The organism is Sphingomonas sp. Ant20 (assembly GCF_000783375.1).
In the GTDB taxonomy this organism is placed as follows: domain Bacteria; phylum Pseudomonadota; class Alphaproteobacteria; order Sphingomonadales; family Sphingomonadaceae; genus Sphingomonas; species Sphingomonas aerolata.
In genome coordinates this window covers 1-21,112 of the sequence record NZ_JRVI01000213.1, presented here as the reverse complement: position 1 = coordinate 21,112, position 21,112 = coordinate 1, and the positions used below count along the sequence as shown (strand labels likewise).

At 65.1% G+C, this 21,112-nt stretch carries 17 protein-coding genes and 7 pseudogenes; 13 read left to right on the top strand and 11 right to left on the bottom strand.

What is annotated here, in order from left to right:
* Nucleotides 1–40: 40 nt before the first annotated feature.
* Nucleotides 41–1,800 (bottom strand): annotated as a pseudogene (locus tag NI18_RS18640) (DUF885 domain-containing protein).
* Nucleotides 1,801–1,928: 128 nt separating this feature from the next.
* Between NI18_RS18640 and NI18_RS18635 the strand changes: the two are divergent.
* The gene (locus NI18_RS18635) at nucleotides 1,929–2,753 is read left to right on the top strand and encodes an alpha/beta hydrolase (RefSeq protein ID WP_037532163.1); all 825 of its coding nucleotides are present in this window, start codon (nucleotides 1,929–1,931) and stop codon (nucleotides 2,751–2,753) included.
* Between the two features lie 42 nt (nucleotides 2,754–2,795).
* Here NI18_RS18635 and NI18_RS18630 read toward each other — a convergent pair whose 3' ends face one another.
* Nucleotides 2,796–3,128 carry a septum formation initiator family protein gene (locus NI18_RS18630; RefSeq protein WP_042466854.1) on the bottom strand — a complete coding sequence of 111 codons (333 nt, stop codon included), beginning with the start codon at nucleotides 3,126–3,128 and terminating at the stop codon, nucleotides 2,796–2,798.
* Nucleotides 3,129–3,151: 23 nt separating this feature from the next.
* The gene (eno, locus tag NI18_RS18625; protein ID WP_031393148.1) at nucleotides 3,152–4,432 is read right to left on the bottom strand and encodes a phosphopyruvate hydratase; all 1,281 of its coding nucleotides are present in this window, start codon (nucleotides 4,430–4,432) and stop codon (nucleotides 3,152–3,154) included.
* A gap of 153 nt (nucleotides 4,433–4,585) precedes the next feature.
* Between eno and NI18_RS18620 the strand changes: the two genes are divergently transcribed.
* The 6 genes and pseudogenes from NI18_RS18620 to NI18_RS23715 all read left to right on the top strand — a co-directional run bounded on the left by NI18_RS18620 (nucleotide 4,586) and on the right by NI18_RS23715 (nucleotide 6,565).
* Complete coding sequence (locus tag NI18_RS18620) at nucleotides 4,586–5,095, top strand: hypothetical protein (RefSeq protein WP_037532160.1); 510 nt, start codon at nucleotides 4,586–4,588, stop codon at nucleotides 5,093–5,095.
* Nucleotides 5,076–5,372: pseudogene (locus NI18_RS27415) on the top strand (phage holin family protein); the annotation flags it as partial. The gene NI18_RS18620 and the pseudogene NI18_RS27415, both read left to right, overlap by 20 nt.
* A gap of 76 nt (nucleotides 5,373–5,448) precedes the next feature.
* Entirely contained in the window at nucleotides 5,449–5,721 is a 273-nt protein-coding gene (locus NI18_RS27410; RefSeq protein WP_052149343.1) for a hypothetical protein, read from the top strand.
* Nucleotides 5,722–5,788: 67 nt separating this feature from the next.
* The gene (locus tag NI18_RS18610; protein WP_037532158.1) at nucleotides 5,789–6,016 is read left to right on the top strand and encodes a hypothetical protein; all 228 of its coding nucleotides are present in this window, start codon (nucleotides 5,789–5,791) and stop codon (nucleotides 6,014–6,016) included.
* The gene (locus tag NI18_RS18605; protein WP_052149342.1) at nucleotides 6,010–6,255 is read left to right on the top strand and encodes a hypothetical protein; all 246 of its coding nucleotides are present in this window, start codon (nucleotides 6,010–6,012) and stop codon (nucleotides 6,253–6,255) included. Before NI18_RS18610 ends, NI18_RS18605 begins: the two co-directional genes overlap by 7 nt.
* An 80-nt stretch (nucleotides 6,256–6,335) precedes the next feature.
* Nucleotides 6,336–6,565 (top strand): annotated as a pseudogene (locus NI18_RS23715) (DUF4170 domain-containing protein).
* Between the two features lie 272 nt (nucleotides 6,566–6,837).
* Here the strand turns inward: NI18_RS23715 and NI18_RS27405 are convergent.
* The 6 genes and pseudogenes from NI18_RS27405 to carA all read right to left on the bottom strand — a co-directional run bounded on the left by NI18_RS27405 (nucleotide 6,838) and on the right by carA (nucleotide 12,922).
* Entirely contained in the window at nucleotides 6,838–7,050 is a 213-nt protein-coding gene (locus tag NI18_RS27405) for a hypothetical protein (protein ID WP_306286518.1), read from the bottom strand.
* Nucleotides 7,011–7,526, bottom strand: a complete 516-nt coding sequence (locus NI18_RS18600) for a rhomboid family intramembrane serine protease (RefSeq protein ID WP_306286517.1) — start codon at nucleotides 7,524–7,526, stop codon at nucleotides 7,011–7,013. Before NI18_RS18600 ends, NI18_RS27405 begins: the two co-directional genes overlap by 40 nt.
* A 5-nt stretch (nucleotides 7,527–7,531) precedes the next feature.
* Nucleotides 7,532–8,008, bottom strand: coding sequence for a transcription elongation factor GreA (greA, locus tag NI18_RS18595; protein WP_031394601.1), 477 nt, complete (start codon nucleotides 8,006–8,008; stop codon nucleotides 7,532–7,534).
* Nucleotides 8,009–8,081: 73 nt separating this feature from the next.
* Nucleotides 8,082–11,413 (bottom strand): annotated as a pseudogene (gene carB / locus NI18_RS18590) (carbamoyl-phosphate synthase large subunit).
* Nucleotides 11,414–11,662: a hypothetical protein gene (locus NI18_RS18585; protein WP_037532155.1), complete on the bottom strand. Its 249-nt coding sequence runs from the start codon at nucleotides 11,660–11,662 to the stop codon at nucleotides 11,414–11,416.
* A pseudogene (gene carA, locus NI18_RS18580) lies at nucleotides 11,659–12,922 on the bottom strand (glutamine-hydrolyzing carbamoyl-phosphate synthase small subunit). Before carA ends, NI18_RS18585 begins: the two are co-directional and overlap by 4 nt.
* Nucleotides 12,923–13,062: 140 nt before the next feature.
* On the opposite strand from carA, the gene NI18_RS18575 reads away from it, so the two are divergent.
* The 6 genes and pseudogenes from NI18_RS18575 to NI18_RS18560 all read left to right on the top strand — a co-directional run bounded on the left by NI18_RS18575 (nucleotide 13,063) and on the right by NI18_RS18560 (nucleotide 19,681).
* The gene (locus NI18_RS18575) at nucleotides 13,063–13,515 is read left to right on the top strand and encodes a GatB/YqeY domain-containing protein (RefSeq protein ID WP_031440182.1); all 453 of its coding nucleotides are present in this window, start codon (nucleotides 13,063–13,065) and stop codon (nucleotides 13,513–13,515) included.
* A 245-nt stretch (nucleotides 13,516–13,760) separates the two neighbouring features.
* A pseudogene (gene dnaG / locus NI18_RS18570) lies at nucleotides 13,761–15,624 on the top strand (DNA primase).
* Nucleotides 15,624–17,651, top strand: a complete 2,028-nt coding sequence (rpoD, locus tag NI18_RS18565) for an RNA polymerase sigma factor RpoD (protein WP_031440180.1) — start codon at nucleotides 15,624–15,626, stop codon at nucleotides 17,649–17,651. Before dnaG ends, rpoD begins: the two are co-directional and overlap by 1 nt.
* 128 nt (nucleotides 17,652–17,779) lie before the next feature.
* Entirely contained in the window at nucleotides 17,780–17,959 is a 180-nt protein-coding gene (locus tag NI18_RS24675) for a hypothetical protein (RefSeq protein WP_128082327.1), read from the top strand.
* Nucleotides 17,956–19,110, top strand: a complete 1,155-nt coding sequence (locus tag NI18_RS23710; RefSeq protein WP_084215288.1) for a YaaC family protein — start codon at nucleotides 17,956–17,958, stop codon at nucleotides 19,108–19,110. Before NI18_RS24675 ends, NI18_RS23710 begins: the two co-directional genes overlap by 4 nt.
* 27 nt (nucleotides 19,111–19,137) lie before the next feature.
* Nucleotides 19,138–19,681: pseudogene (locus NI18_RS18560) on the top strand (pseudouridine synthase).
* 539 nt (nucleotides 19,682–20,220) lie between these two features.
* Here the strand turns inward: NI18_RS18560 and rplS are convergent.
* Both rplS and NI18_RS18550 read right to left on the bottom strand, forming a co-directional pair.
* A complete protein-coding gene (rplS, locus tag NI18_RS18555) occupies nucleotides 20,221–20,613 on the bottom strand; it encodes a 50S ribosomal protein L19 (RefSeq protein ID WP_031395442.1) in 393 nt (130 codons plus the stop codon).
* A gap of 2 nt (nucleotides 20,614–20,615) precedes the next feature.
* Nucleotides 20,616–21,112, bottom strand: a 497-nt coding sequence (locus NI18_RS18550; RefSeq protein ID WP_037532153.1) for a tRNA (guanine-N1)-methyltransferase, incomplete at its 5' end; no start/stop codon positions are given.

The window sequence follows — 21,112 nt, the reverse complement described above, 5'->3', positions numbered from 1 at the left end:
TCCAGCCGGCCGCACAGGCGCGCTAGCCGCCGCCTCCCGTTCAGAACGCCGCGATCGGCCTCGCCTCGCCCAGCATCGCCTGCCGGACCAGCGGGATCGGCGGCCCGCCATAGCGCAGCAGCCGGTCGTGGAACGCCTTCCATGCGCGCCGTCCGCCCCGCCCCGCGGTCCAGTCCTCGCGCAGCCGGCGGATCATCAGCTTGCCCATCGTGTAGTTGAGATAGGCCGGATCATAGGTGCCGCGCAGCGCCTGTTGCCGCGCATTGCCCTCGTCCTGGTAACATTGGTCGACGAACAGCGTGAACGCCTCCGCCTGGGTCATGCCGCGCGCATGCATCCCGATCGCGGCGAGAAACCGGCAGTCACGCAGCAGCGCGTTCGACAATTGACCGATATGGATGTCCGCGCGGCCGCCGCCCAGCCCCGCCTCCCACATCATCTCCTCGGCATAATGCGCCCAGCCCTCGGCATAGCCATAGCGACGAACACCCGCCCGATCAGCGACGGCACGCGATTGGCGTGGAGGAAATGGACGAAATGCCCGGGCATCGCCTCGTGGATCGAGGTGAAGAGCAGGTCCGCCTTGCCCGGCACGAACGCATCCCGCACCGCTGGCGTCCAGCGCGGATCGGGCGGCGAGATGTAATAGACCGACGGCACGCCGCGATCGAACGGGCCCGGCGGATCGATATAGGCGAGATTCTGCCGGCTATAGGGCGGGCTCTCCTCGACCAGCGCCTGTTCGTTGCCGGCCAGCGTCAGCAGGTCGCGCCGCAGGATGAACGCGCGCAGCATCGGGATCTGGCGGCGCGCCTCGGCGACCGGTCCGTCGACCGGCTTGTCCGCATTCAACTGCGCCAGACAGTCGCGGACCGTCAGCCCGGGCGCGAACCGGGCACAGGCCGCGGCGAGCGCACGTTGGTTGCGCGCCAGGTCGGCCCGCCCCGCCGCCTCGAGCGTCGCGATCGGCATGTCGACCCCCTCGGTCTCGCGCAGCATCTTCGCGAACAGCGCGGGCCCCAGCGCGAACGACCGTGTCGCGGTCGGGCGCTGCGCCTCGACCCAGAGCGCCAGGTCGCGCATCGCCTCCGACGCGGTCATCGCCGCATCGGCGAGCTCGCGCTGCAGCCCCTCGTCCGCGACCCCGGCGAACGCCTTGACCGAATCGTCCATGTAATAGGACGCAAAGCCGCGGAACGCGTTGGCGGCATAGTCGATATGGCTGATCGGCATTGGCGTCGCGAGGTTCGCGCGGATCTGCAGCGTCGCCGCCGGGATCCGGCGCAGCAGCGCGATCAGCGCGCGCATCCGCCGGACCGGGTCGGCATAGGCACGCACGACATAGACATTGGGATCGAGCCCGCCCGCGACATACCAGGCCGGGTTGCGATGCGGCGCGTCCGCCGCCTCGAGCCAGAACAGCTTGTCGCGCGCGACCATCACTAGATAGTCGCGCTCGAACCGCTGGTCGGGGCTGAGCGCCGCCGCCTCGAACCGCCCCGCCGCCGCGATCGACCGGTGCAGGAACGCCGCCTGCCGACCCAGCCCTTGCGCGCTCCAGTCGGGCAGCCCGCCATCATGCTCATGCCGCCCCTGATAGACCGCAAAGGCCGGGTCGAGCGCGAACCACGTGGCGACGAACCGGTCGCGGAACGCGGTCCACGCATCGGGCGCGATCGCAGCGACGGGGGCGGTGACGGGCGTGGCGGCGACGCGGTCCCGCGTCTGCGGATCGTCGGGCGTACAGCTGCCCAGCGCCAGCAGCAGCGCCGCCGTCCTCGCCGGGAACCTCGTCCGCATCAATCTCCCCCCTCACGCCGTAGCGTGCCCGCAATGCTGCCAGCGGAATCGCGCGGACGCCAGAGTTGGAACGGCCAATAGCCCGGACCGTTGACGTGAGGACTTTGGCGACAACCCCGGAGATTGACATGCCCTTCATTAAAACCCGCGACGGTACAGACATTTACGTCAAGGACTGGGGCAGCGGGCGGCCCGTGATCCTCACCCATGGCTGGCCATTAAATGCCGACAGCTGGGATGCGCAGGCGATGGCGCTGGCCGAAGCGGGCTTCCGCGCGATCGCCTATGACCGCCGCGGCTTCGGCCGGTCGGGCCAGCCCTGGTCGGGCTATGACTATGACACGCTGACCGACGATCTCGCCGACGTCATTGCCGCGACCGGCGCGACCGAGGACGCGACGCTGGTCGGCTTCTCGATGGGCGGCGGCGAGGTCGCGCGCTACATGAGCCGCCACGACGGCAAGGGCGTGATCGCCGCCGGGCTGATCGCCTCGGTCGTGCCCTATATGCTCAAGACCGACGACAATCCCCACGGCGTGCCCGAGGCAACACTCGCCGGCATCGGCAACGGGATCCAAGAGGATCGCCCCGCCTTCTTCCGCACCTTCCTGCAGCAGTTCCTGGGCGTCGGGTTCATCACCTCGCCGGTCAGCGACGAGATGGTCGACTGGGTCTGGGGTCTGGCGATGCAGGCGGGGCTGCGCCCGACGCTCGCCTGCGCCGAGTCGTTCGGCCATACCGACTTCCGTACCGACCTCGCCGCCTTCCGCGTGCCGACGCTGATCGTCCACGGCACCGCCGACAAGACCGTCCCGATCGACGCCACCGGCCGCGCCGCGGCCAAGGGCATCGCGGGTTCGCAGCTGGTCGAATATGACGGCGCCCCGCACGGGCTGACGCTCACCGAGAGCGACCGCTTCACGCAGGATCTGCTGCGCTTCCTCGGCCGGTAACCCCGCCTATCAATCCTCCCCCGCAAGGGGGAGGATCGTAAGTCAGTTCCCCAGCGGCACGATCACCTCGTCCGGGTGCGCGACGTTCAGCTCCTTGCGGACCATCTCGTCGACCATGTCCGGATTGGCATGGTCCGGGTTGAGCAGCGCCACCCGGTTCTTGAGCACCTCGCGCTTGCGGTCGAGCACGGCATAGTCGCGCTCCCGCTTCGCCAGCTGCCGCTTGTAATCACCGTACGCGAACATCCCGTTCGGCCCGAGCACGGCATAGGCGCCGAAGAACGCCATCAGCGTCAGCCCCAGCGCAGGCCAGGCGGCCTTGCGCATCGTCCGCCGCAACTTGGTGCTCTTCGTCGTGCTGGTCGTGCGCGCCATGGGGTCCTCCGGGTCTTAGCCTATCAGCCGCCGATCAGGATGTCGCGACCCGCATAGCGCGCCGCGTCGCCCAGCTCTTCCTCGATCCGGATCAGCTGGTTGTACTTGGCGAGCCGGTCCGACCGCGCAAGGCTGCCCGTCTTGATCTGCCCGCAATTGGTCGCGACCGCGAGGTCGGCGATCGTCGAATCCTCGGTCTCGCCCGAGCGATGCGACATCACCGCGGTGTACTTGGCGCGCTGTGCCATCGACACGGCTTCCAGCGTCTCGGTCAGCGTGCCGATCTGGTTGACCTTCACCAGCAGCGAATTGGCATAGCCGCCCTCGATCCCGCGCTTCAGCCGCTTCGGGTTGGTCACGAACAGATCGTCGCCGACCAGCTGGACCTTGTCGCCGATCAGGTCGGTGAGCGTCTTCCAGCCCTCCCAGTCGTCCTCGCCCATGCCGTCCTCGATCGAGAAGATCGGATAGCGGCGCGTCAGGTCGGCAAGATACTCGGCCATCTCGGCGCTCTCGAGGATCTTCCCCTCGCCCGAAATGTCATACTTGCCGTTCTTGTAGAACTCGGTCGCGGCGCAATCGAGCGCGAGCATCACGTCCTCGCCGGGCTTGTAGCCGGCCTTCTCGATGCTCGACATGATGAAGTCGAGCGCCTCGGTCGTGCTGCCGATGTTCGGCGCGAAACCGCCCTCGTCGCCGACGCTGGTCGACAGGCCCTTCGCGCTCAGGCCCTTCTTCAGCGTGTGGAAGATCTCCGAGCCGCAGCGCACCGCCTCGAGGATGTTCGACGCACCGACCGGCACGATCATGAATTCCTGGAAATCGATCGGGTTGTCGGCATGCTCGCCGCCGTTGATGATGTTCATCATCGGCACCGGCAGCAGATGCGCCTGGACGCCGCCGACATAGCGGTAGAGCGGCAGGCCGCGTGCTTCGGCGGCCGCCTTGGCCGCGGCCAGGCTGACGCCCAGGATCGCGTTCGCGCCCAGACGCGCCTTGTTCTCGGTGCCGTCGAGCTCGATCATCGCGCGGTCGAGGTCCGACTGGTCCTCCGCGTCCATGCCCAGCACCGTGTCGGTGATCTCGTCATTGACCGCGTCGACCGCGCTGTCGACGCCCTTGCCGCCCCAGCGCGTGGCGTCGCCGTCACGCTTCTCGACCGCCTCGTGCGCACCGGTCGAGGCGCCCGACGGCACCGCGGCGCGGCCGAAGCTGCCATCCTCGAGCAGGACGTCGACCTCGATCGTCGGATTGCCCCGGCTATCGAGGATCTGGCGGGCGTGAATGTCGATGATTGCGGTCACGTAACGATGCTCCTACAAATCCCCAAGCTGGTCGATCGCCCGGGACGTTCGCGCTGCCTCTACCGCCTCGCGTCATATCGGGCAATCGGGCCGACTAGGGGAACCGTGCCTGCGCACCGGTGTTGAGGGCGTAGCATTTCGAAAGGGACGACCATGGCCGATACCGACGCACAGCCGATGACCACAGGCGATGTCGCCGCCGCCGGCACTGCCACCACCGCAGAGCCGCTGAAGGGCGGCGTCACGCGGCTCGACGACGCCGCTGACACCACCGGCACCAAGGCGACCGAGGCCAAGCAGGTGATCAAGGACAATGCCAGCAAATATGGCCAGCAGGCCGCCGACAAGGCGCGCCTGTTCGCCGAGGACGGCAAGGCCCGCGCCGGCACCGCGCTCGAGCAGGTCGCACAGTTGCTGACCGACGCTGCGGCGCAGGTCGATGACAAGCTCGGCGCGCAATATGGCGGCTATGCCCGCAGCGCCGCGGACAGCGTCTCGGGCTTCGCCGAGCAGGTCCGTGCCAAGGACATCGACGCGCTGGTCGACGACGTCACCGCGCTCGTCCGCAAGTCGCCCGCCGTTGCGGTCGGTGCGGCCGCGGCCCTCGGCTTCGTCGTGGCACGACTGGTCCAGTCGGGCATCGATGCAAACCCGAAGGACTGAGGTCTTGGCGGATCCCATGCCCTTTGCGCTCGATGGTGAGGAAAGCCTGACCGCGGTCGTCGGCCGTCTGGCCGGCGAGACGCGTGCGCTCGCGACCGCGGAAATCGCTGTGTACAAGGCAAAGTTCGGCGAGACGGCGACGGCGTACAAATCGGCTGCGATGTTCTTCGCCATTGCCGGGGTGTTGGCGCTGGCCGCGTTGATCGCACTTCTGGTCGGTGCGATCTTGACGCTGGCGACGCTGGTGGGGCCAGGATGGGCGACGGCCATCGTCGTCCTAGTCGTGTTGGCGATTGCGGCGCGCTCGCGATGGTCGGCAAGTCGAAGCTCAAGCCCGAAAGCGAGCCCGCCACATGACATCCGCCAAAGTCGCCGCCGCAGAGATCGAAGCGGCCCTCGCCCGCCAGCGCGTCATGATGACGATCGGGCAGTTGCAGGACCGCCTCAATCCGCGTCGGCTGGCGCTCAACGCCAGCCGCGACGTTGCCGATGTCGGCACCGCCGCGCTCAATGCCAGTGTCGAGACGGTACGCCGCAACCCCGGTCCCGCCGCGGGCGCCGCGGCTGTGGCGGGACTGTTTCTCGCCCGCCACCGTATCGTCGGACTGTTTCGCCGCGGGCGCTGATCGCGCCCCAACCATATTGTCCCGGCCGCGTCCCGATGGCGCCGCCGGAAATCAGAAGGACCGTCCCATGACCGACGCCCACACCAAGATCGAAAACGCCGAACATCGCCTGCGCGAGGGTCTCGATACCGTTCGCGACACCGCCGCCAAGGTCTATCACGACGCCGGCGACAAGGCTGCCGAGCGCTCGACGCGTCGAAGGAAACCGCACGTCGCACCGTCAACAGCCTCGAATCCAACCCGCTCGGCATTCTCGTCGGCGGTCTGGTCGTCGGTGCGCTCGCGGGTGTGCTGATCCCGCGCTCCGCGCGTGAGAAGTCGTTGCTCGCGCCGCTCGGCAAGCGTCTCGGCGAGACCGCGATCGCCGCCACCGCCGCCGCCAAGGCGGCCGGCCAGTCGGAGCTCGGCGAGCTCGGCCTCACCAAGGACAATGCCCGTGGCCAGGCCAAGGGTCTCGTCGAGGGAATCGTCAAGGCGCTGACGACCGCGGGTACCGCAGGTGCGAAGGCCGTATCGCAAAAGACCCCCGGCTAAAGGACCGGTCCGCAAAGGGTTCAAAGCGCGGGTCGAACACGCTAGGGCGTCTGCAACCCCCATTCCAAGGACAGCAGCGCATGAGCAAGCTTCATCTCGTATTCGGCGGCCGCGTCAGCGACCCGCGCACCCTGGATTTAACGACCTCAGCAAGATCGAATTCGTCGGTGTATTCCCCGACTATGCCAGCGCCGAAAAGGCCTGGCGTGCTGCAGCGCAGCGCACGGTCGACGATGCCGAGATGAAGTTCGTCGTCGTGCATCTCCACCGCATGCTCGAACCGAACCTGACGACGAACCCGACGGCGTAAGACGCCGCGCGGCAACGAGGCGGCCCGGACCGCGGTCGGCACCCGGTGCTCGACCGCACACCGCCTCTACGCCTTATGGCTGGCTAAGGACGGCAACCCCTAATCCGTCATCCCGACGAAAGTCGGGACCCAGAGCCGCAGACGCCATCCGGCGTCACCTGCCTACCGGCTCATCCCCACCCCCGTCATCCTGACGAAAGTCAGGATCCAGAGCCACAGGCGACACGCCCCGCAACCCTGGATCCTGACTTTCGTCAGGATGACGGGCGTGTTTAATACGACTGCAACACGTGAACGACCCGCACCCGGCAATCAAGCGTCCGGTACCGCCACAACAACAACGGCCGCGCGAGCACTAGTCCCGCCAGAAACCCGCCGATATGCGCGCCGACCGCGATCGAGCCATTGGCCCCGACCGACGCGCCGAACCCCGCGACCCCCATCATCAGCTGGATACCGATCCACGCCGCGGCCAGCCAGAGCACGTGTACGACCCCCGCCGGCACCGGTCCGATCGCGCGCGCGCGTCGCTCACCATAGAGCAGCGCATAGCGCCCACGACCGCCGAGATCGCGCCGCTGGCGCCGACCATCGGCGCAATCGATCGCGGATCGAGCACCCATTGCCCGGCGGCCGCGAAATACGCGCCGACGATGTAGAGGACGACGATCTGCGCAGTGCCGATCGCGCGCTCGACGAACTGTCCGCAATAGACCAGCATGACGAGGTTGAGCGCGAGATGCGCCCAGCCGCCATGCAGCAGCGCCGCGGTCAGCGGCGTCGCCCAGGCGGGGATCGCGAAGTCGTGACCGCCCGCCATGCCGAGCTCGGTCAGCCGGAGCGGGATGAAGCCCGCATTCACCACCCAATAGGGCAGCGCGCCGGTCACCAGCAAAAGCCCCGAGATCACGACCGTCACGATCGTGATGATCGCCGTCGCCCGCGTCTCGAAAAATGTCATGATGCCTAGATGAACTCGATCTTGGAGACGACGTAATAGCGCTCGCCGGCGGGCACCGTGACCTCGACCTCTTCGTCGAGCTTGCGCCCGATCAGCCCGCGGCCCAGCGGCGAGTTGTACGAGATCCGGCCGGTCTTGGCGTTCGCCTCGGTCTGGCCGACGATCTGGTACTTCACCGGCTTGTCGTTCTCGTCGAGCAAAGTGACGGTCGCGCCGAACACGACCTTGTCGCCCGAAAGCTCCTTGGGGTCGATGATCTGCGCGCGGCTCAGCTTGTCCTCAATGTCCGAGATCGATGCCTCGACCTGGCCCTGACGCTCCTTGGCGGCGTGATATTCGGCGTTCTCCGACAGGTCGCCATGCGCCCGCGCTTCCTCGATCGCATCGACGATCGTCGGACGTTCGGCCTTGAGGCGCTTCAGATCCGCCGACAGCGTCTCATAGCCCTCTTGCAGCATTGGCATCTTTTCGACGGTCGCCATATCTCGTCCCCAATTCATTACCCAACGCAAGCCGTTACGCGGCCCGCTCACACATCACGCTCTCATGTCGGGATCAGTTGTGCGACTGCGAATAATAGGATTGCAAGGGCCGTACTTCAAGGCTGTGCGTCGAAAGCTTCGCGATCGCCTTGGCTGCCTCGAGCGAGGCGGGGGCGGTCGTGAAGTAGGGAATCCGCTGGCCGAGCGCGGACGCGCGGATCGGCTGCGAGTCCTTCAGGCTCTGCCACCCCTCGGTCGTGTTGAAGATCAGCGCGATGTCGCCGTCCTTGATCCGGTCGACGATATGCGGCCGGCCCTGCGCGACCTTGTTGACCGTTTCCACCGGCAGGCCGGCGCGGGCGAGATGTTCCGCGGTGCCCCCGGTCGCGACGATCGAGAAGCCGGTGTCGACCAGCGCCTTGACCGCCTCGACGATCATCGCCTTGTCGCTGTCCTTCACGCTGACGAAGACGCTGCCCTTGGTCGGCAGGATCGTCCCCGCGCCGAGCTGTGCTTTCGCAAACGCGATCGTGAAATCGGGATCGATTCCCATGACTTCGCCGGTCGACTTCATTTCGGGTGACAGCACGGGATCGACGCCGGGGAACTTGTTGAAAGGGAACACCGCCTCCTTCACCGCATAATAATCGATATGCCGGTCGATCTTGGGCAGGTCCTTCAGCTGCTCGCCCGCCATCACGCGCGCGGCGATCTTGGCGATCGGCGCACCGATCGCCTTGGCGACGAACGGCACGGTCCGCGACGCGCGCGGATTGACCTCGATGAGGTAGACCAGCCCGTCCTTCACCGCGAACTGGATGTTCATGAGGCCCACGACCGACAGCGCATGCGCGAGCGCGACCGTCTGCCGCTCGATCTCGGCGACGATTTCCGCCGACAGCGAGTACGGCGGGATCGAGCAGGCGCTGTCGCCCGAATGGACGCCCGCCTCCTCGATATGCTGCAGCACGCCCGCGACGACGACATCGGTCCCGTCGCAGATCGCGTCGACATCGACCTCGATCGCATCGCGCAGATACTGGTCGATCAGCACCGGCGAGTCGCCCGACACCTGCACCGCGGTCGCGATATAGTGCTCGAGCTGCCCCAGCGTGTCGACGATCTCCATCGCCCGCCCGCCAAGCACATAGCTCGGTCGCATCAGCACCGGATAGCCGATCCGCTCGGCCGCCGCGACCGCCTCGTCGCGGCTGCGCGCAAGGCCATTGGCGGGCTGCCGAAGCCCCAGCTTGGTGATCAGCGCGGCGAACCGCTCGCGGTCCTCCGCCAGATCGATCGCGTCGGGCGTCGTCCCCAGGATCGGGATCCCGGCGGCTTCCAGTGCGCGCGCGAGGTTCAGCGGGGTCTGCCCGCCAAACTGCACGATCACGCCGACCAGCTCGCCCTTCGACGCCTCGACATGCAGGATCTCGAGCACGTCCTCGGCGGTCAGCGGCTCGAAATACAGCCGGTCGCTGGTGTCGTAATCGGTCGACACGGTCTCCGGATTGCAGTTGACCATGATCGTCTCATAGCCCGCATCGGCGAGTGCGAAGCACGCATGGCAGCAGCAATAATCGAACTCGATCCCCTGCCCGATCCGGTTCGGCCCGCCGCCGAGAATGACGATCTTCTTCCGGTCGGTCGGCGCGGACTCGTTCTCGGGCTCGCCAAAGCTCGGCGCCTCGTAGGTCGAATACATATACGGCGTCTTGGCGTCGAATTCGGCCGCGCAGGTATCGATCCGCTTGAACACCGGCCGCACGCCGAGCTTCAGGCGATGCTGGCGCACCTCCTCCTCGGTCACGCCGCCGGTCATCGCCTTGACGACCTCGTGGATCAGCCCCGACCCGCGCGCGATCCCGCGGTTCATGCCGCGCAGATTGGCGGATTGCAGCGCGAGCCAGGCGAGCCTCTTGTCGCTGAAGCCCATGCTCTTCAGACGCCGCATCCCCGCCGCGTCGATCGGCAGCCCGTCCTTCATCACCTCGGCCTCGGCCGCGATGATCTCGGCGATCCGCTCGAGGAACCACGGATCATACTTTGCGATCGCGTGCACCTCGCGACGGTGAAGCCCTCGCGCAACGCCTGCGCGGCGACCAGCAGCCGGTCGGGGGTCGCGACGGCCAGTGCCGCCTCGATCTCCGCGCGCGGCGCGCCGACCAGATGGTCGACCTGGTTGAAGCCCGACAGCCCGGTCTCGAGCCCGCGCAGCGCCTTCTGCATCGATTCATGGATGTTGCGGCCGATCGCCATCACCTCGCCGACCGACTTCATCGCGGTGCCGAGCGTGCTCGACGCGCCCTTGAACTTCTCGAACGCAAAGCGCGGGATCTTGGTGACGACATAGTCGATCGTCGGCTCGAAGCTCGCGGGCGTCGCGCCGGTGATGTCGTTCTCGATCTCGTCGAGCGTGTAGCCGACCGCGAGCTTGGCCGCGACCTTGGCGATCGGGAAGCCCGTCGCCTTCGACGCCAGCGCCGACGAGCGCGACACGCGCGGGTTCATCTCGATGACGACCAGCCGGCCGTCCTTCGGATTGACTGCGAACTGGACGTTCGAACCGCCTGTTTCGACACCGATTTCCCGCAGCACCGCGATCGATGCGTTGCGCATGATCTGGTATTCCTTGTCGGTCAGCGTCAGCGCCGGCGCGACCGTGATCGAATCGCCGGTATGGACGCCCATCGGATCGACATTCTCGATCGAGCAGATGATGATCGCGTTGTCCTTGCGGTCGCGCACCACCTCCATCTCGTACTCTTTCCAGCCGAGCAGCGATTCCTCGATCAGCACCTCGGTGGTCGGCGACAGGTCGAGCCCGTTGCGGACGATCGCGATGAACTCCTCGCGGTTATACGCGATGCCGCCGCCCGATCCGCCCATCGTGAAGCTCGGCCGGATGATCGACGGAAGCCCCGTCTTTTCAAGCCCTTCGAGCGCTTCCTCGACAGTATGTGCGATCGCCGAGCGCGCGCTTTCCAGCCCGATCCGGTCCATCGCGTCGCGGAACTTCAACCGGTCCTCCGCCATGTCGATCGCATCGGCATCCGCACCGATCATCGTCACGCCGAACTTCTCGAGCGTACCGTCATGGAACAGCGCGAGCGCGGTGTTAAGCGCGGTCTGCCCGCCCATCGTCGGCAGGATCGCGTCAGGCCGTTCCTTCTCGATGATCTTGGCGACGATCGCGGGCGTGATCGGCTCGACATAGGTCGCGTCGGCCAGCTCGGGATCGGTCATGATCGTCGCGGGGTTCGAATTGACGAGGACGATCCGGTAACCCTCCTCCTTCAACGCCTTGATCGCCTGCGTGCCCGAATAATCGAACTCGCACGCCTGGCCGATGACGATGGGTCCTGCGCCGATGACGAGGATCGAGGTGATGTCGGTGCGTTTTGGCATTTACTTCGATTCCGTTGGCGGCTCGGAAATATACCCGAGCATGATGCGGCGGTCTGTATTCCTAGAAAGGTAACATCTGCCCGCTTTGGTGAGCTTGCCGACCGGGCCGGCTCTCACCAATGCGCGCGTTGCATGATAGCTTTCGAGTGAGATCTGACACGTCTGGGCGATTTGTTCATCGCTCTGTTCCTTCTGCGCGCAAGCCGACTGGCTGACGACCAGGCTCGCAAGGAACAGCAGCAGCTTCATAGCATTCCCACAAACCGCTCGAACAGATACAGACTGTCCTGCGGCCCCGGGCTCGCCTCGGGGTGATACTGCACCGAAAACGCCGCTTGTCGGTCAGCTCGAGCCCCGCATTCGACCCGTCGAACAGCGACACATGCGTCTCGCGGACGTTCGCCGGCAGGCTGTCGCGCTCGACCGAGAAGCCGTGGTTCATGCTGGTGATCTCGACCGCGCCGTCGGACAGGCGCTTGACCGGATGGTTGGCGCCGCGGTGGCCCTGGAACATCTTGGTCGTGGTCGCGCCGACCGCGAGGCCGAGCAGCTGGTGGCCGAGACAAATGCCGAACAGCGGCTTGCCTGTCTCGAGCAGCTGGCGGATCACCGGCACGGCATATTCGGCGGTCGCGGCGGGATCGCCGGGGCCGTTCGACAGGAAGATGCCGTCGGGGGCGAGCGCCATAACCTCGTCATAGGTCGCGGTAGCGGGCACGACGGACACCTTCGCACCCGCCGCGACGAGGTTGCGGAAGATGTTGCGCTTCGAGCCGTAGTCGATCGCGACGACATGCGGGCGGGCCTTGCTCGCGACGGGGGCATCGCCTTCGCCCGGCGCGAACGATTGGGGCGACGCATCCCCTTCCCCGTTCGTGCTGAGCGCAGTCGAAGCACCGCTCTCCCCATAGCCGAACCCAAGCCGCCACGTGCCGCCCGGCGCCTGATCGCCCCAGCCATAATGCATCTCGGTCGACACGCCCTTGGCGAGGTCCATGCCCTCGAGCCCCGGCCAGCCCCGCGCCATCGCCAGCAGCGCGGCGACGTCGAACTCGCCGCTCGCCGAATGCGCGATCACGCCGTTGGGCGCGCCGCCGACGCGGATCCGCCGCGTCAGCGCGCGCGTGTCGATCCCCGACAGGCCGATCCGCGCATGCCGCTTCATCCACCGTCGAGGCCCTCGACGGCGCGGAAGCTGGACGGCTGCGTCACGTCCTCGCGGACGATGATGCCGAGCGCATGCGGGCCGTCCGCCTCGATATCGTCGGGGTTCGCACCGACATTGCCGATATGCGGAAAGGTGAAGCAGATCATCTGCCCGGCGAAGGACGGATCGGTCAACACCTCCTGGTACCCGGTCATCGCGGTGTGGAAGCACACCTCGCCGACCGCCTCGCCCTCGGCGCCGAACCCGCGCCCCCAGATCACGTCGCCATTGGCAAGCACGAGCACGCCGGTCGCGCCGGCGGGCTTTGCCGAAGACATGGGTGTAGGCTGGGCGTCGGCCATCAGGCTGGGCACTCTCTTTACGTTGACGATGTCGCTAAGTGGTGTCCGCTAAGGCCGGCGTGCCGCAGCGTCAATCTGTTAAACCTTGGCTCGACGCGCTATCGCGTCCGGCTATCCCGAACCGCCTGAAAGACCCGTATATGATTCGCGACGACATCAAGGCCGCGCAGCTCACCGCGATGAAGGCCGGCGACAAGGAGAGCCGAAACGCCATCTCGTTGATCCAGGCCGCAATCAAGAACCGCGACATCGAGGCGCGGACCGGCAAGGCGCCCGAAAGCGACGACGCGCTGGTGATCGAAGTGCTCCAGAAGATGGTCAAGCAGCGTCGCGAGTCGATCGAAATGTTTTCGAACGGCGGCCGCCAGGAACTCGCCGACGCCGAGGCCGCCGAGGTTGCGGTGATCGAACGATTCCTGCCCGCGCAGATGAACGAGGCGGAAACGACGGCCGCGATCCTCAAGATCAAGGACGAGCTCGGCGCGACCGGCATGAAGGACATGGGCCGCGTCATGGCCGAACTGAAAGCCCGCCATGCGAGCGAACTGGACATGAGCAAGGCGAGCGGGCTGGTTAAGGCGGCGCTGTCTTAAGAAGATTTGTTCGCGCGGAGGCGCGGAGGCGCGGAGGCGCGGAGGCGCGGAGGTGTTGCGCTCGCCGGGAGCGGGCGAACACCACTATCGCCGCGAAGCGGCAGGCCGGATCGACATTTGCGCTGACGCGCAGCATTAGCCCCGGACGCACCCCCTCCGCGCCTCCGCGCGAACAAACCCTGCTTCTTCTCCTCTTCGGATTGCAGGTATCACCCCAACAGTGATACCGAGCTATACTCGCGCGCATGGCCCTGACCCCGCAATTTCTGGACGAGCTGCGCGGCCGTACGTCGCTGTCGGCGCTGATCGGCAAGACCACCAAGCTCACCAAGGCCGGGCGTGAGCACAAGGGCTGCTGCCCGTTCCATAACGAGAAGACGCCCAGCTTCTACGTCAACGACGACAAGGGCTTCTACCACTGCTTCGGCTGTTCCGCGCATGGCGACGCGATCAAGTGGATGACCGACCAGCGCGGCCTGCCGTTCATGGACGCGGTCAAGGAACTCGCCCAGGCCGCCGGGCTCGACATGCCCGCGATGGACCGCCAGTCCGCCGCCAAGGCCGAACGCGCCAAGGGCCTGCACGAGGTGATGTCCGACGCCGCCGACTGGTTCGTCGAGCAGCTGAACGGCCTCGCGGGCAACGATGCGCGCGCGCTGCTCGACCGCCGCGGCATCACGCCGGAGACCGCCCGCGCGTTCGGCATGGGGTTCGCCCCCGACAGCCGCGGCAAGCTGAAAGCCGCGCTGAAAACCTACGGCGACCCGATGCTCGTCGAATCGGGCATGCTGATCAACGTCGAGGGCAAGGATCCCTATGACCGGTTCCGCGGCCGGCTGATGATCCCGATCCGCGATCCGCGCGGCCGGACGATCGCGTTCGGCGGGCGCGTGCTCGACGGCGGCGAGCCCAAATATCTCAACTCCCCCGACACCCCGCTCTTCGACAAGGGCCGCACGCTCTACAATCTCGACCGCGCCGCCCCCGCGTCGCGGAAATCGGGCCGCGTGCTGGTGGTCGAGGGCTATATGGACGTCATCGCGCTCGCCCAGGCCGGGTTTGGCGAAGCGGTCGCCCCGCTCGGCACCGCGCTGACCGAAGCACAGCTCGAACGGCTGTGGCGGATGGTCGACGTCCCCCTCCTCTGCTTCGACGGCGACTCTGCCGGCCAGAAGGCAGCCCTGCGCGCCGCACACCGCGCGCTCCCCCTGCTCGCCCCCGGCCCGCAGCCTCGCCTTCGTCACGCTCCCGCAGGGCCAGGACCCCGACGATCTCGTCCGCTCGGGCGGCCCCGGCGCGTTCGAGGCGCTGTTGAAGGCCCCCGAACCGCTCGTCGACCGCCTCTGGGCGTCCGAAGTCGCCGCCGAGGCGCTCGACACCCCCGAACAGCGCGCCGGCCTCAAGCGCCGCCTCCACGAGCTTGCGGAGGGCATCGGCGACGCCTCGGTGAAGCAGGAATACCAGTCCGAGTTCAAGGACCGCTTCTACAAGCATTTCAAACCCGTCCGCGCGCCGTTCGTCCCCCGCGGCGAACGCCCCAAGGGCGGGTGGAAGCCGCCTTCCGCGCCGGTCACCGAGGACGCAAAGGCCTTCCTCGCCACCGGAATTGACCGCGTGCTCGCGAAGGCGGTGCTCGCCGGGCTGATCCGCCATCCGGTCGAGATCGCCCGCCACATGGAGGTGCTGGGGCCGCTCCAGCTCATCGACGGCGCACTCGGCCGGCTGTTCGAGGCGGTCGTCGATGTTGCACTTGAGGACCAGAAGCTTGATAGCGGCCGCTTGCTCACCATATTGGCGAGGTCCGGTTTCAATTCAGTCGCGAGTGACCTGTTGCGAGCCGATACGATGCCCTACTCGTTCACGCAGACCACGGCCGATCCCGCCCGCGTCCGCGCCGACCTAGACGAGGCGATCGCGATCATGGTCGCGCGTCCCGAGGTCGATGCGGCGCTCAAACAGGCGACCGCGGCGATGCAGACGCACTTCACCGAAGATGCGTTCGAACGACAAGTGGCAATGGTAAGAGAGAAACAGGCGTTGGAAGTCCGACTTGCAAATCTTGTACAGTCGAACGAAGACGCCCGAGCGTTGGGTACCGAGGGCGATTGATGGCTAAGGCGAACATGGCGGAACCCGCCGAGACGAACGACACCGGCGATGCGCCACTGATCGACATGAACGATGCGTCGATCAAGAAGGTCATCGCGCGCGCCAAGAAGCGTGGCTACATCACCTATGATCAGCTCAACGAGGCCTTGCCGCAGGGCGAGATGTCGTCCGACCAGATCGAGGACATCAGCGCCGCGCTGAGCGAGATGGGCATCAACATCGTCGACAACGACGAAGCCGGTGAGGAAGGCGAGGCCGAGCCCGCCAAGGACGACGACGACGAGCCCGAGGCCGCCGACGCCGAAGCCGACACAGGCCCCGCGATCGAGAAGAAGAAGGAGACCGTCGATCGCACCGACGATCCGGTCCGCATGTATCTTCGCGAGATGGGCGCGGTCGAGCTGCTCAGCCGCGAAGGCGAGATCGCGATCGCCAAGCGGATCGAGGCGGGTCGCGACACGATGATCCTGGGTCTGTGCGAATCGCCGATCACCTTCAACGCGATCATCGACTGGTCGACCGCGCTCAACGAGGGCACGATGCAGCTGCGCGAGATCATGGATCTCGACGCGATGCTCTCGAAGGACCCCGCGCCCGAGGCGATGGCCGAGGACGGCGAGGCCGACGACGGCGAGATCAGCGAGAAGAACGCCGGTCCCTCGTTCAAGGAAGAGGCCGAGCCCGAAGAGCCCTCCGCCGACGAAGACGAGGACGGCGAGCGCCGCGCCCCGCGCGCGTCGGACGACGAGGAGGAGGACAACACCCTCAGCCTCGCTCAGATGGAGGAACAGCTCAAGCCGATCGCGCTCGAGCGCTTCGCCAACATCACCGCGCTCTACAAGAAGTTCAGCAAGATCCAGCAGAGCCGCGTCGACGCGATGGGCATCGGCGGCGATTTCTCCGCGGCCGACGAGCGCAAGTATCAGAAGCTGCGCGAGGAGCTGACGGCCGAGGTCGAGAGCGTCCAGTTCCACAACGCCAAGATCGAATATCTCGTCGATCAGCTCTATGCCTATAACCGTCGCCTGACCGCGCTGGGTGGCCAGATGCTGCGCCTCGCCGAGCGCCACAAGGTGCCGCGCAAGGACTTCCTCGATCGCTATATCGGTCACGAGATCGACGAGAACTGGCTGGCGACGGTCAACAAGGTTGACAAGAAGTGGACCGCGTTCGTCGCCAACGAGAGCGAGGCGGTCGAGCGCATCCGCGCCGAGATCGCCGACATCACGCAGCAGACCGGCATGGCGCTCACCGAGTTCCGCCGGATCGTCAACATGGTCCAGAAGGGCGAGCGCGAGGCGCGTATCGCCAAGAAGGAAATGGTCGAGGCGAACCTGCGTCTCGTGATCTCGATCGCCAAGAAGTACACGAACCGCGGTCTTCAGTTCCTGGATCTCATCCAGGAGGGCAATATCGGCCTGATGAAGGCGGTCGACAAGTTCGAGTATCGCCGCGGCTACAAGTTCAGCACCTATGCGACCTGGTGGATCCGCCAGGCGATCACCCGCTCGATCGCCGACCAGGCGCGCACGATCCGCATCCCGGTCCACATGATCGAGACGATCAACAAGCTGGTCCGCACCAGCCGCCAGTTCCTTCACGAGCAGGGCCGCGAGCCCACGCCCGAGGAAATGGCCGAGCGCCTCTCCATGCCGCTCGAGAAGGTCCGCAAGGTGATGAAGATCGCCAAGGAGCCGATCAGCCTCGAAACGCCGATCGGCGACGAGGAGGATAGCCACCTCGGCGACTTCATCGAGGACAAGAACGCGATCATCCCCGTCGATGCCGCGATCCAGGCCAACCTCAAGGAAACCGTCACGCGCGTGCTGGCGAGCCTCACCCCGCGTGAGGAACGCGTGCTGCGCATGCGCTTCGGCATCGGCATGAACACCGATCACACGCTCGAGGAAGTCGGCCAGCAGTTCAGCGTCACCCGCGAGCGCATCCGCCAGATCGAGGCGAAGGCGCTGCGCAAACTGAAGCATCCGAGCCGTAGCCGGAAAATGCGGAGCTTCCTCGACCAGTAAGGGTTGGAGGCTTCAAATCAGTTATTGAGGGGTCGTGGTCGAAACGCCACGGCCCTTTTTTTGTTTCGAATTGAATGACAATCGGACGGCATCACGATAGCTTACTCGCTACAGGAGATAGAACGCTGATGCTCGAAGAGATTGCCCACGATAAGCTGTCTCGTCTGACGGCGTCCAACCAACCAATTTTTTCGAATGACGCGTCATACGATAACCTGGTCATTAAGAAGGCACGGGCGCTTGAAGATTGGAAGGGCTTAGGAAAAAAATTGGCCAATCAAAAATTTAAAAGGCCTTCAGGATTATGAAAAACAAAAACGACGTTGGGGATCTGAAAGACCCCGATTTAATCCCTTCAAAAAATACATCAATTGTTTTGAAAGAGGTAAAGGGTCGGATAGATCGAGAGGATCCATTAAGCCTTTTGGGCATAGAGCCTCTGGATTTCGATGATGCGGTTATGGAGCTATCTGAAAGTCTAGAGAATGTTTCTGAAATACGTGAATTATATAAAGTAAGAAAGACGTCTGTTGGCGAAAGCGCTAATGCAGGAATTTCAGCCGATGAAGCCAAAAAGCTGAAGAATTGCTTTAGCCAGGGCAGAGAACTATTTTTAGCCGGGCGAAACGGCTCACTCATGGTGAAGCCCTTAAACTTTTTTTTTTACGCGCTCACAGCTTACACCTACGGCATAATCATCTTAAATAATCCGTTACGATACAGAAAGGACATGCTTCCTGGCTCGCATGGGATGGCCTATTTGCCAGCTCCAATTCAGGCGCAATTTGGCGGCGATACTGCTCGAGGCACGTTCAGCGACCTTGTCAGTTCCTTTCCCACCCATCTAGTCAAAACCCCCTCCATTTCGTTTAGTATCGACTGCTCGAACTCGGTAATGGAATTATATAATACTAGATTTGAAGTTAGCTTAGGCACGCTGCTGAGCATGATTCCTGAAATGTCCGAGTATTTTGAACTCACGACCGGGCAGAAAAGTCGGTGCTATCCATTGGAGATCATCAGCGCAAATGACCCACGCAGTGTCACTTGGGAATTCCAGATTGGAAACGGAGAGAGTCGACCGCCTTCCAATTGCGTTAATGAAGCATTTGAGGGATTCCCAGTTACCGAGAGACACGGTAAGATTATTGTTACAATTCAAGCTGCCAAGGCGTCGCGAATTAAGGCGACGATATACACCGATCTTCGAGGTCAACTTTGGTTTATCGAAAATCCCTTTTTTCCGGTCATTTTACCTGAAGTCGCAATACACTTTTTAATCACGAGCGTCTTCTCGAACATTATGCGGTATCGCCCTGATGAGTGGGGAAGCGTTTTACTTAATGAATTTTCTTCAAAGATATCGCTTCTTACTCGACATTATTTTTCGTCATTTCAACGCAAGTTCATGTTGCTAATACTAAGATCTGCATCGAGGTATCTCCCGTATGCGACTTGAAATGAATTTACATTATCACGTAAGACTATGCCCCGCCTAATCCTCTTCAACAAACCCTACGACGTCCTCAGCCAGTTCACCGACGAGAAGTCGCCCACCCCCGCGCGCGACGCTGTCGCAGTTCGTCGAGGTGCCCGGCGTCTATCCGGCGGGGCGGCTCGATCGGGACAGCGAGGGGCTGTTGCTGCTGACCGACGACGGTCGTCTCCAGGCGCGGATCGCGGATCCGAAGTTCAAGCTGGCCAAGACCTATCTCGTGCAGGTCGAGGGCGAGGCGGGCGAGGCCGCGCTCGATACCTTGCGCGACGGCGTCGTGCTGAAGGACGGCCCCACCCGCCCCGCCGAGGTCGAACGGATCGACGCACCCGACCTCTGGCCGCGCGTGCCGCCGATCCGCGTCCGCGCGAGCATCCCCGATTGCTGGCTGAGGATCACGATCCGCGAAGGCCGCAACCGCCAGGTTCGCCGGATGACCGCGGCGATCGGCCACCCGACGCTGCGCCTCGTCCGCTGGAGCATCGGCGACTGGACCCTGGCGGATCTCGCCCCCGGCCGCTGGCGCGACGCCTGACCCGGCCCTGCGCCGCCCGCCTCAACACCACGGCCCACGATCCACACAGGCCACCACCCCACCCACACCGTCATCCTGACGAACGTCAGGAACCCGGGCCACAAGCGCCGCCGCCCCTCCCACACCGTCATCCTGACGAACGTCAGAACCCAGGGCCACAAGGGCCGTCGCCCCTCCCCAACGCCGTCATCCTGACGAACGTCAGGACCCAGGGTCACGAGGGCGGCCCTCCATGGCGCTCGTCATCGCCCCGCCCGCTGTAAGGAACGCTGCTGGCCAAAATGCCGCAAAAGGCGCAGCCTGCCCGCATGGCCTGGTCTGATCCAGCCTCGACTCGCACCCCCGCCGCCGCGGTCGCCGGGTCATGCCCGACAGGGGGTCGTCACCCCCACGCGAAAAAAACGCGTTATCGTCTCAACATTCGCAACATTCGCGGTCCCCGCCCTTGGCCCTGCTGTCCCCAGACGCCGGACGACGGGCACGAAAAAGGCGCGGGGACCATCGCCCCCGCGCCCTCGATCGCGTCTCGCAGGATCCGATTACTCGGCGGCTGCGGTGCCCTTGGCGGGGCGCATGTCGCGACGCTCGGCGATACGCGCTGCCTTGCCGGTGCGGCCACGCAGGTAATACAGCTTGGCGCGACGCACGGCGCCCTTGCGGACGACTTCGATCGAATCGACGTTCGGCGAGTAGAGCGGGAAGACGCGCTCGACGCCCTCGCCGAAGCTCATCTTGCGCACGGTGAAGTTGCTGCCCATGCCCTTGTTCGAGCGCGCGATGCACACGCCCTCATAGTTCTGAATACGGGTGCGCTCGCCTTCGACGACCTTCACGCCGACCTTCAGCGTATCGCCGGGGCGGAAATCGGGGATCGTCTTGTTGGCCAGGAACTTCGCGATGTTCTCGGCTTCGATCGTCTGCAACAGGTTCATAGTCAGTCCTCGTGTCGCCGCGCGCCAGAGGGCGACTGGACCCGAGCGCCCTCATGGCGCTCCCAAAGGTCCGGTCGCCGTGACCGTGTATCGATCTCCGCGCGGCGTTTGCGCCATGCGTCGATCTTCGCATGATCCCCCGATCGCAGCACCTGCGGGATCGTGCGCCCTTCCCATATCTGAGGTCGGGTATAATGCGGATATTCGAGAAGCCCCGTTTCGAAGCTCTCGTCATCCCCACTAGAAGCCGCGCCCATTACGCCGGGCAGCAGCCGAATGCAAGCATCGAGCAGCACCAGCGCGCCCATCTCGCCGCCCGACAGGATATAGTCGCCGATCGATACCTCCTCGATGGCGCGCGCCTCGAACAGCCGCTCGTCGAACCCCTCGAACCGTCCGCAGAGGATGGTGACGCCGGGGCCTGCTGCCAGCGCCCGGACGCGCTCCTGCGTCAGCGGCCTGCCGCGCGGCGTCATCGCCAGCACCGGCCGCCCGTCCG

Excerpts from the sequence above, each read along its gene's own strand:
- NI18_RS24675 (WP_128082327.1), top strand. The coding sequence starts at position 17,780 with ATGCTCGAAGAGATTGCCCACGATAAGCTGTCTCGTCTGACGGCGTCC.
- NI18_RS18600 (WP_306286517.1), bottom strand. The coding sequence starts at position 7,526 with ATGACATTTTTCGAGACGCGGGCGACGGCGATCATCACGATCGTGACG.
- greA (WP_031394601.1), bottom strand. The coding sequence starts at position 8,008 with ATGGCGACCGTCGAAAAGATGCCAATGCTGCAAGAGGGCTATGAGACG.
- rplS (WP_031395442.1), bottom strand. The coding sequence starts at position 20,613 with ATGAACCTGTTGCAGACGATCGAAGCCGAGAACATCGCGAAGTTCCTG.
- rpoD (WP_031440180.1), top strand. The coding sequence starts at position 15,624 with ATGGCTAAGGCGAACATGGCGGAACCCGCCGAGACGAACGACACCGGC.
- NI18_RS18610 (WP_037532158.1), top strand. The coding sequence starts at position 5,789 with ATGACCGACGCCCACACCAAGATCGAAAACGCCGAACATCGCCTGCGC.
- NI18_RS18620 (WP_037532160.1), top strand. The coding sequence starts at position 4,586 with ATGGCCGATACCGACGCACAGCCGATGACCACAGGCGATGTCGCCGCC.
- NI18_RS18630 (WP_042466854.1), bottom strand. The coding sequence starts at position 3,128 with ATGGCGCGCACGACCAGCACGACGAAGAGCACCAAGTTGCGGCGGACG.
- NI18_RS18585 (WP_037532155.1), bottom strand. The coding sequence starts at position 11,662 with ATGAAGCTGCTGCTGTTCCTTGCGAGCCTGGTCGTCAGCCAGTCGGCT.
- NI18_RS18635 (WP_037532163.1), top strand. The coding sequence starts at position 1,929 with ATGCCCTTCATTAAAACCCGCGACGGTACAGACATTTACGTCAAGGAC.
- NI18_RS27410 (WP_052149343.1), top strand. The coding sequence starts at position 5,449 with ATGACATCCGCCAAAGTCGCCGCCGCAGAGATCGAAGCGGCCCTCGCC.
- NI18_RS23710 (WP_084215288.1), top strand. The coding sequence starts at position 17,956 with ATGAAAAACAAAAACGACGTTGGGGATCTGAAAGACCCCGATTTAATC.
- NI18_RS18575 (WP_031440182.1), top strand. The coding sequence starts at position 13,063 with ATGATTCGCGACGACATCAAGGCCGCGCAGCTCACCGCGATGAAGGCC.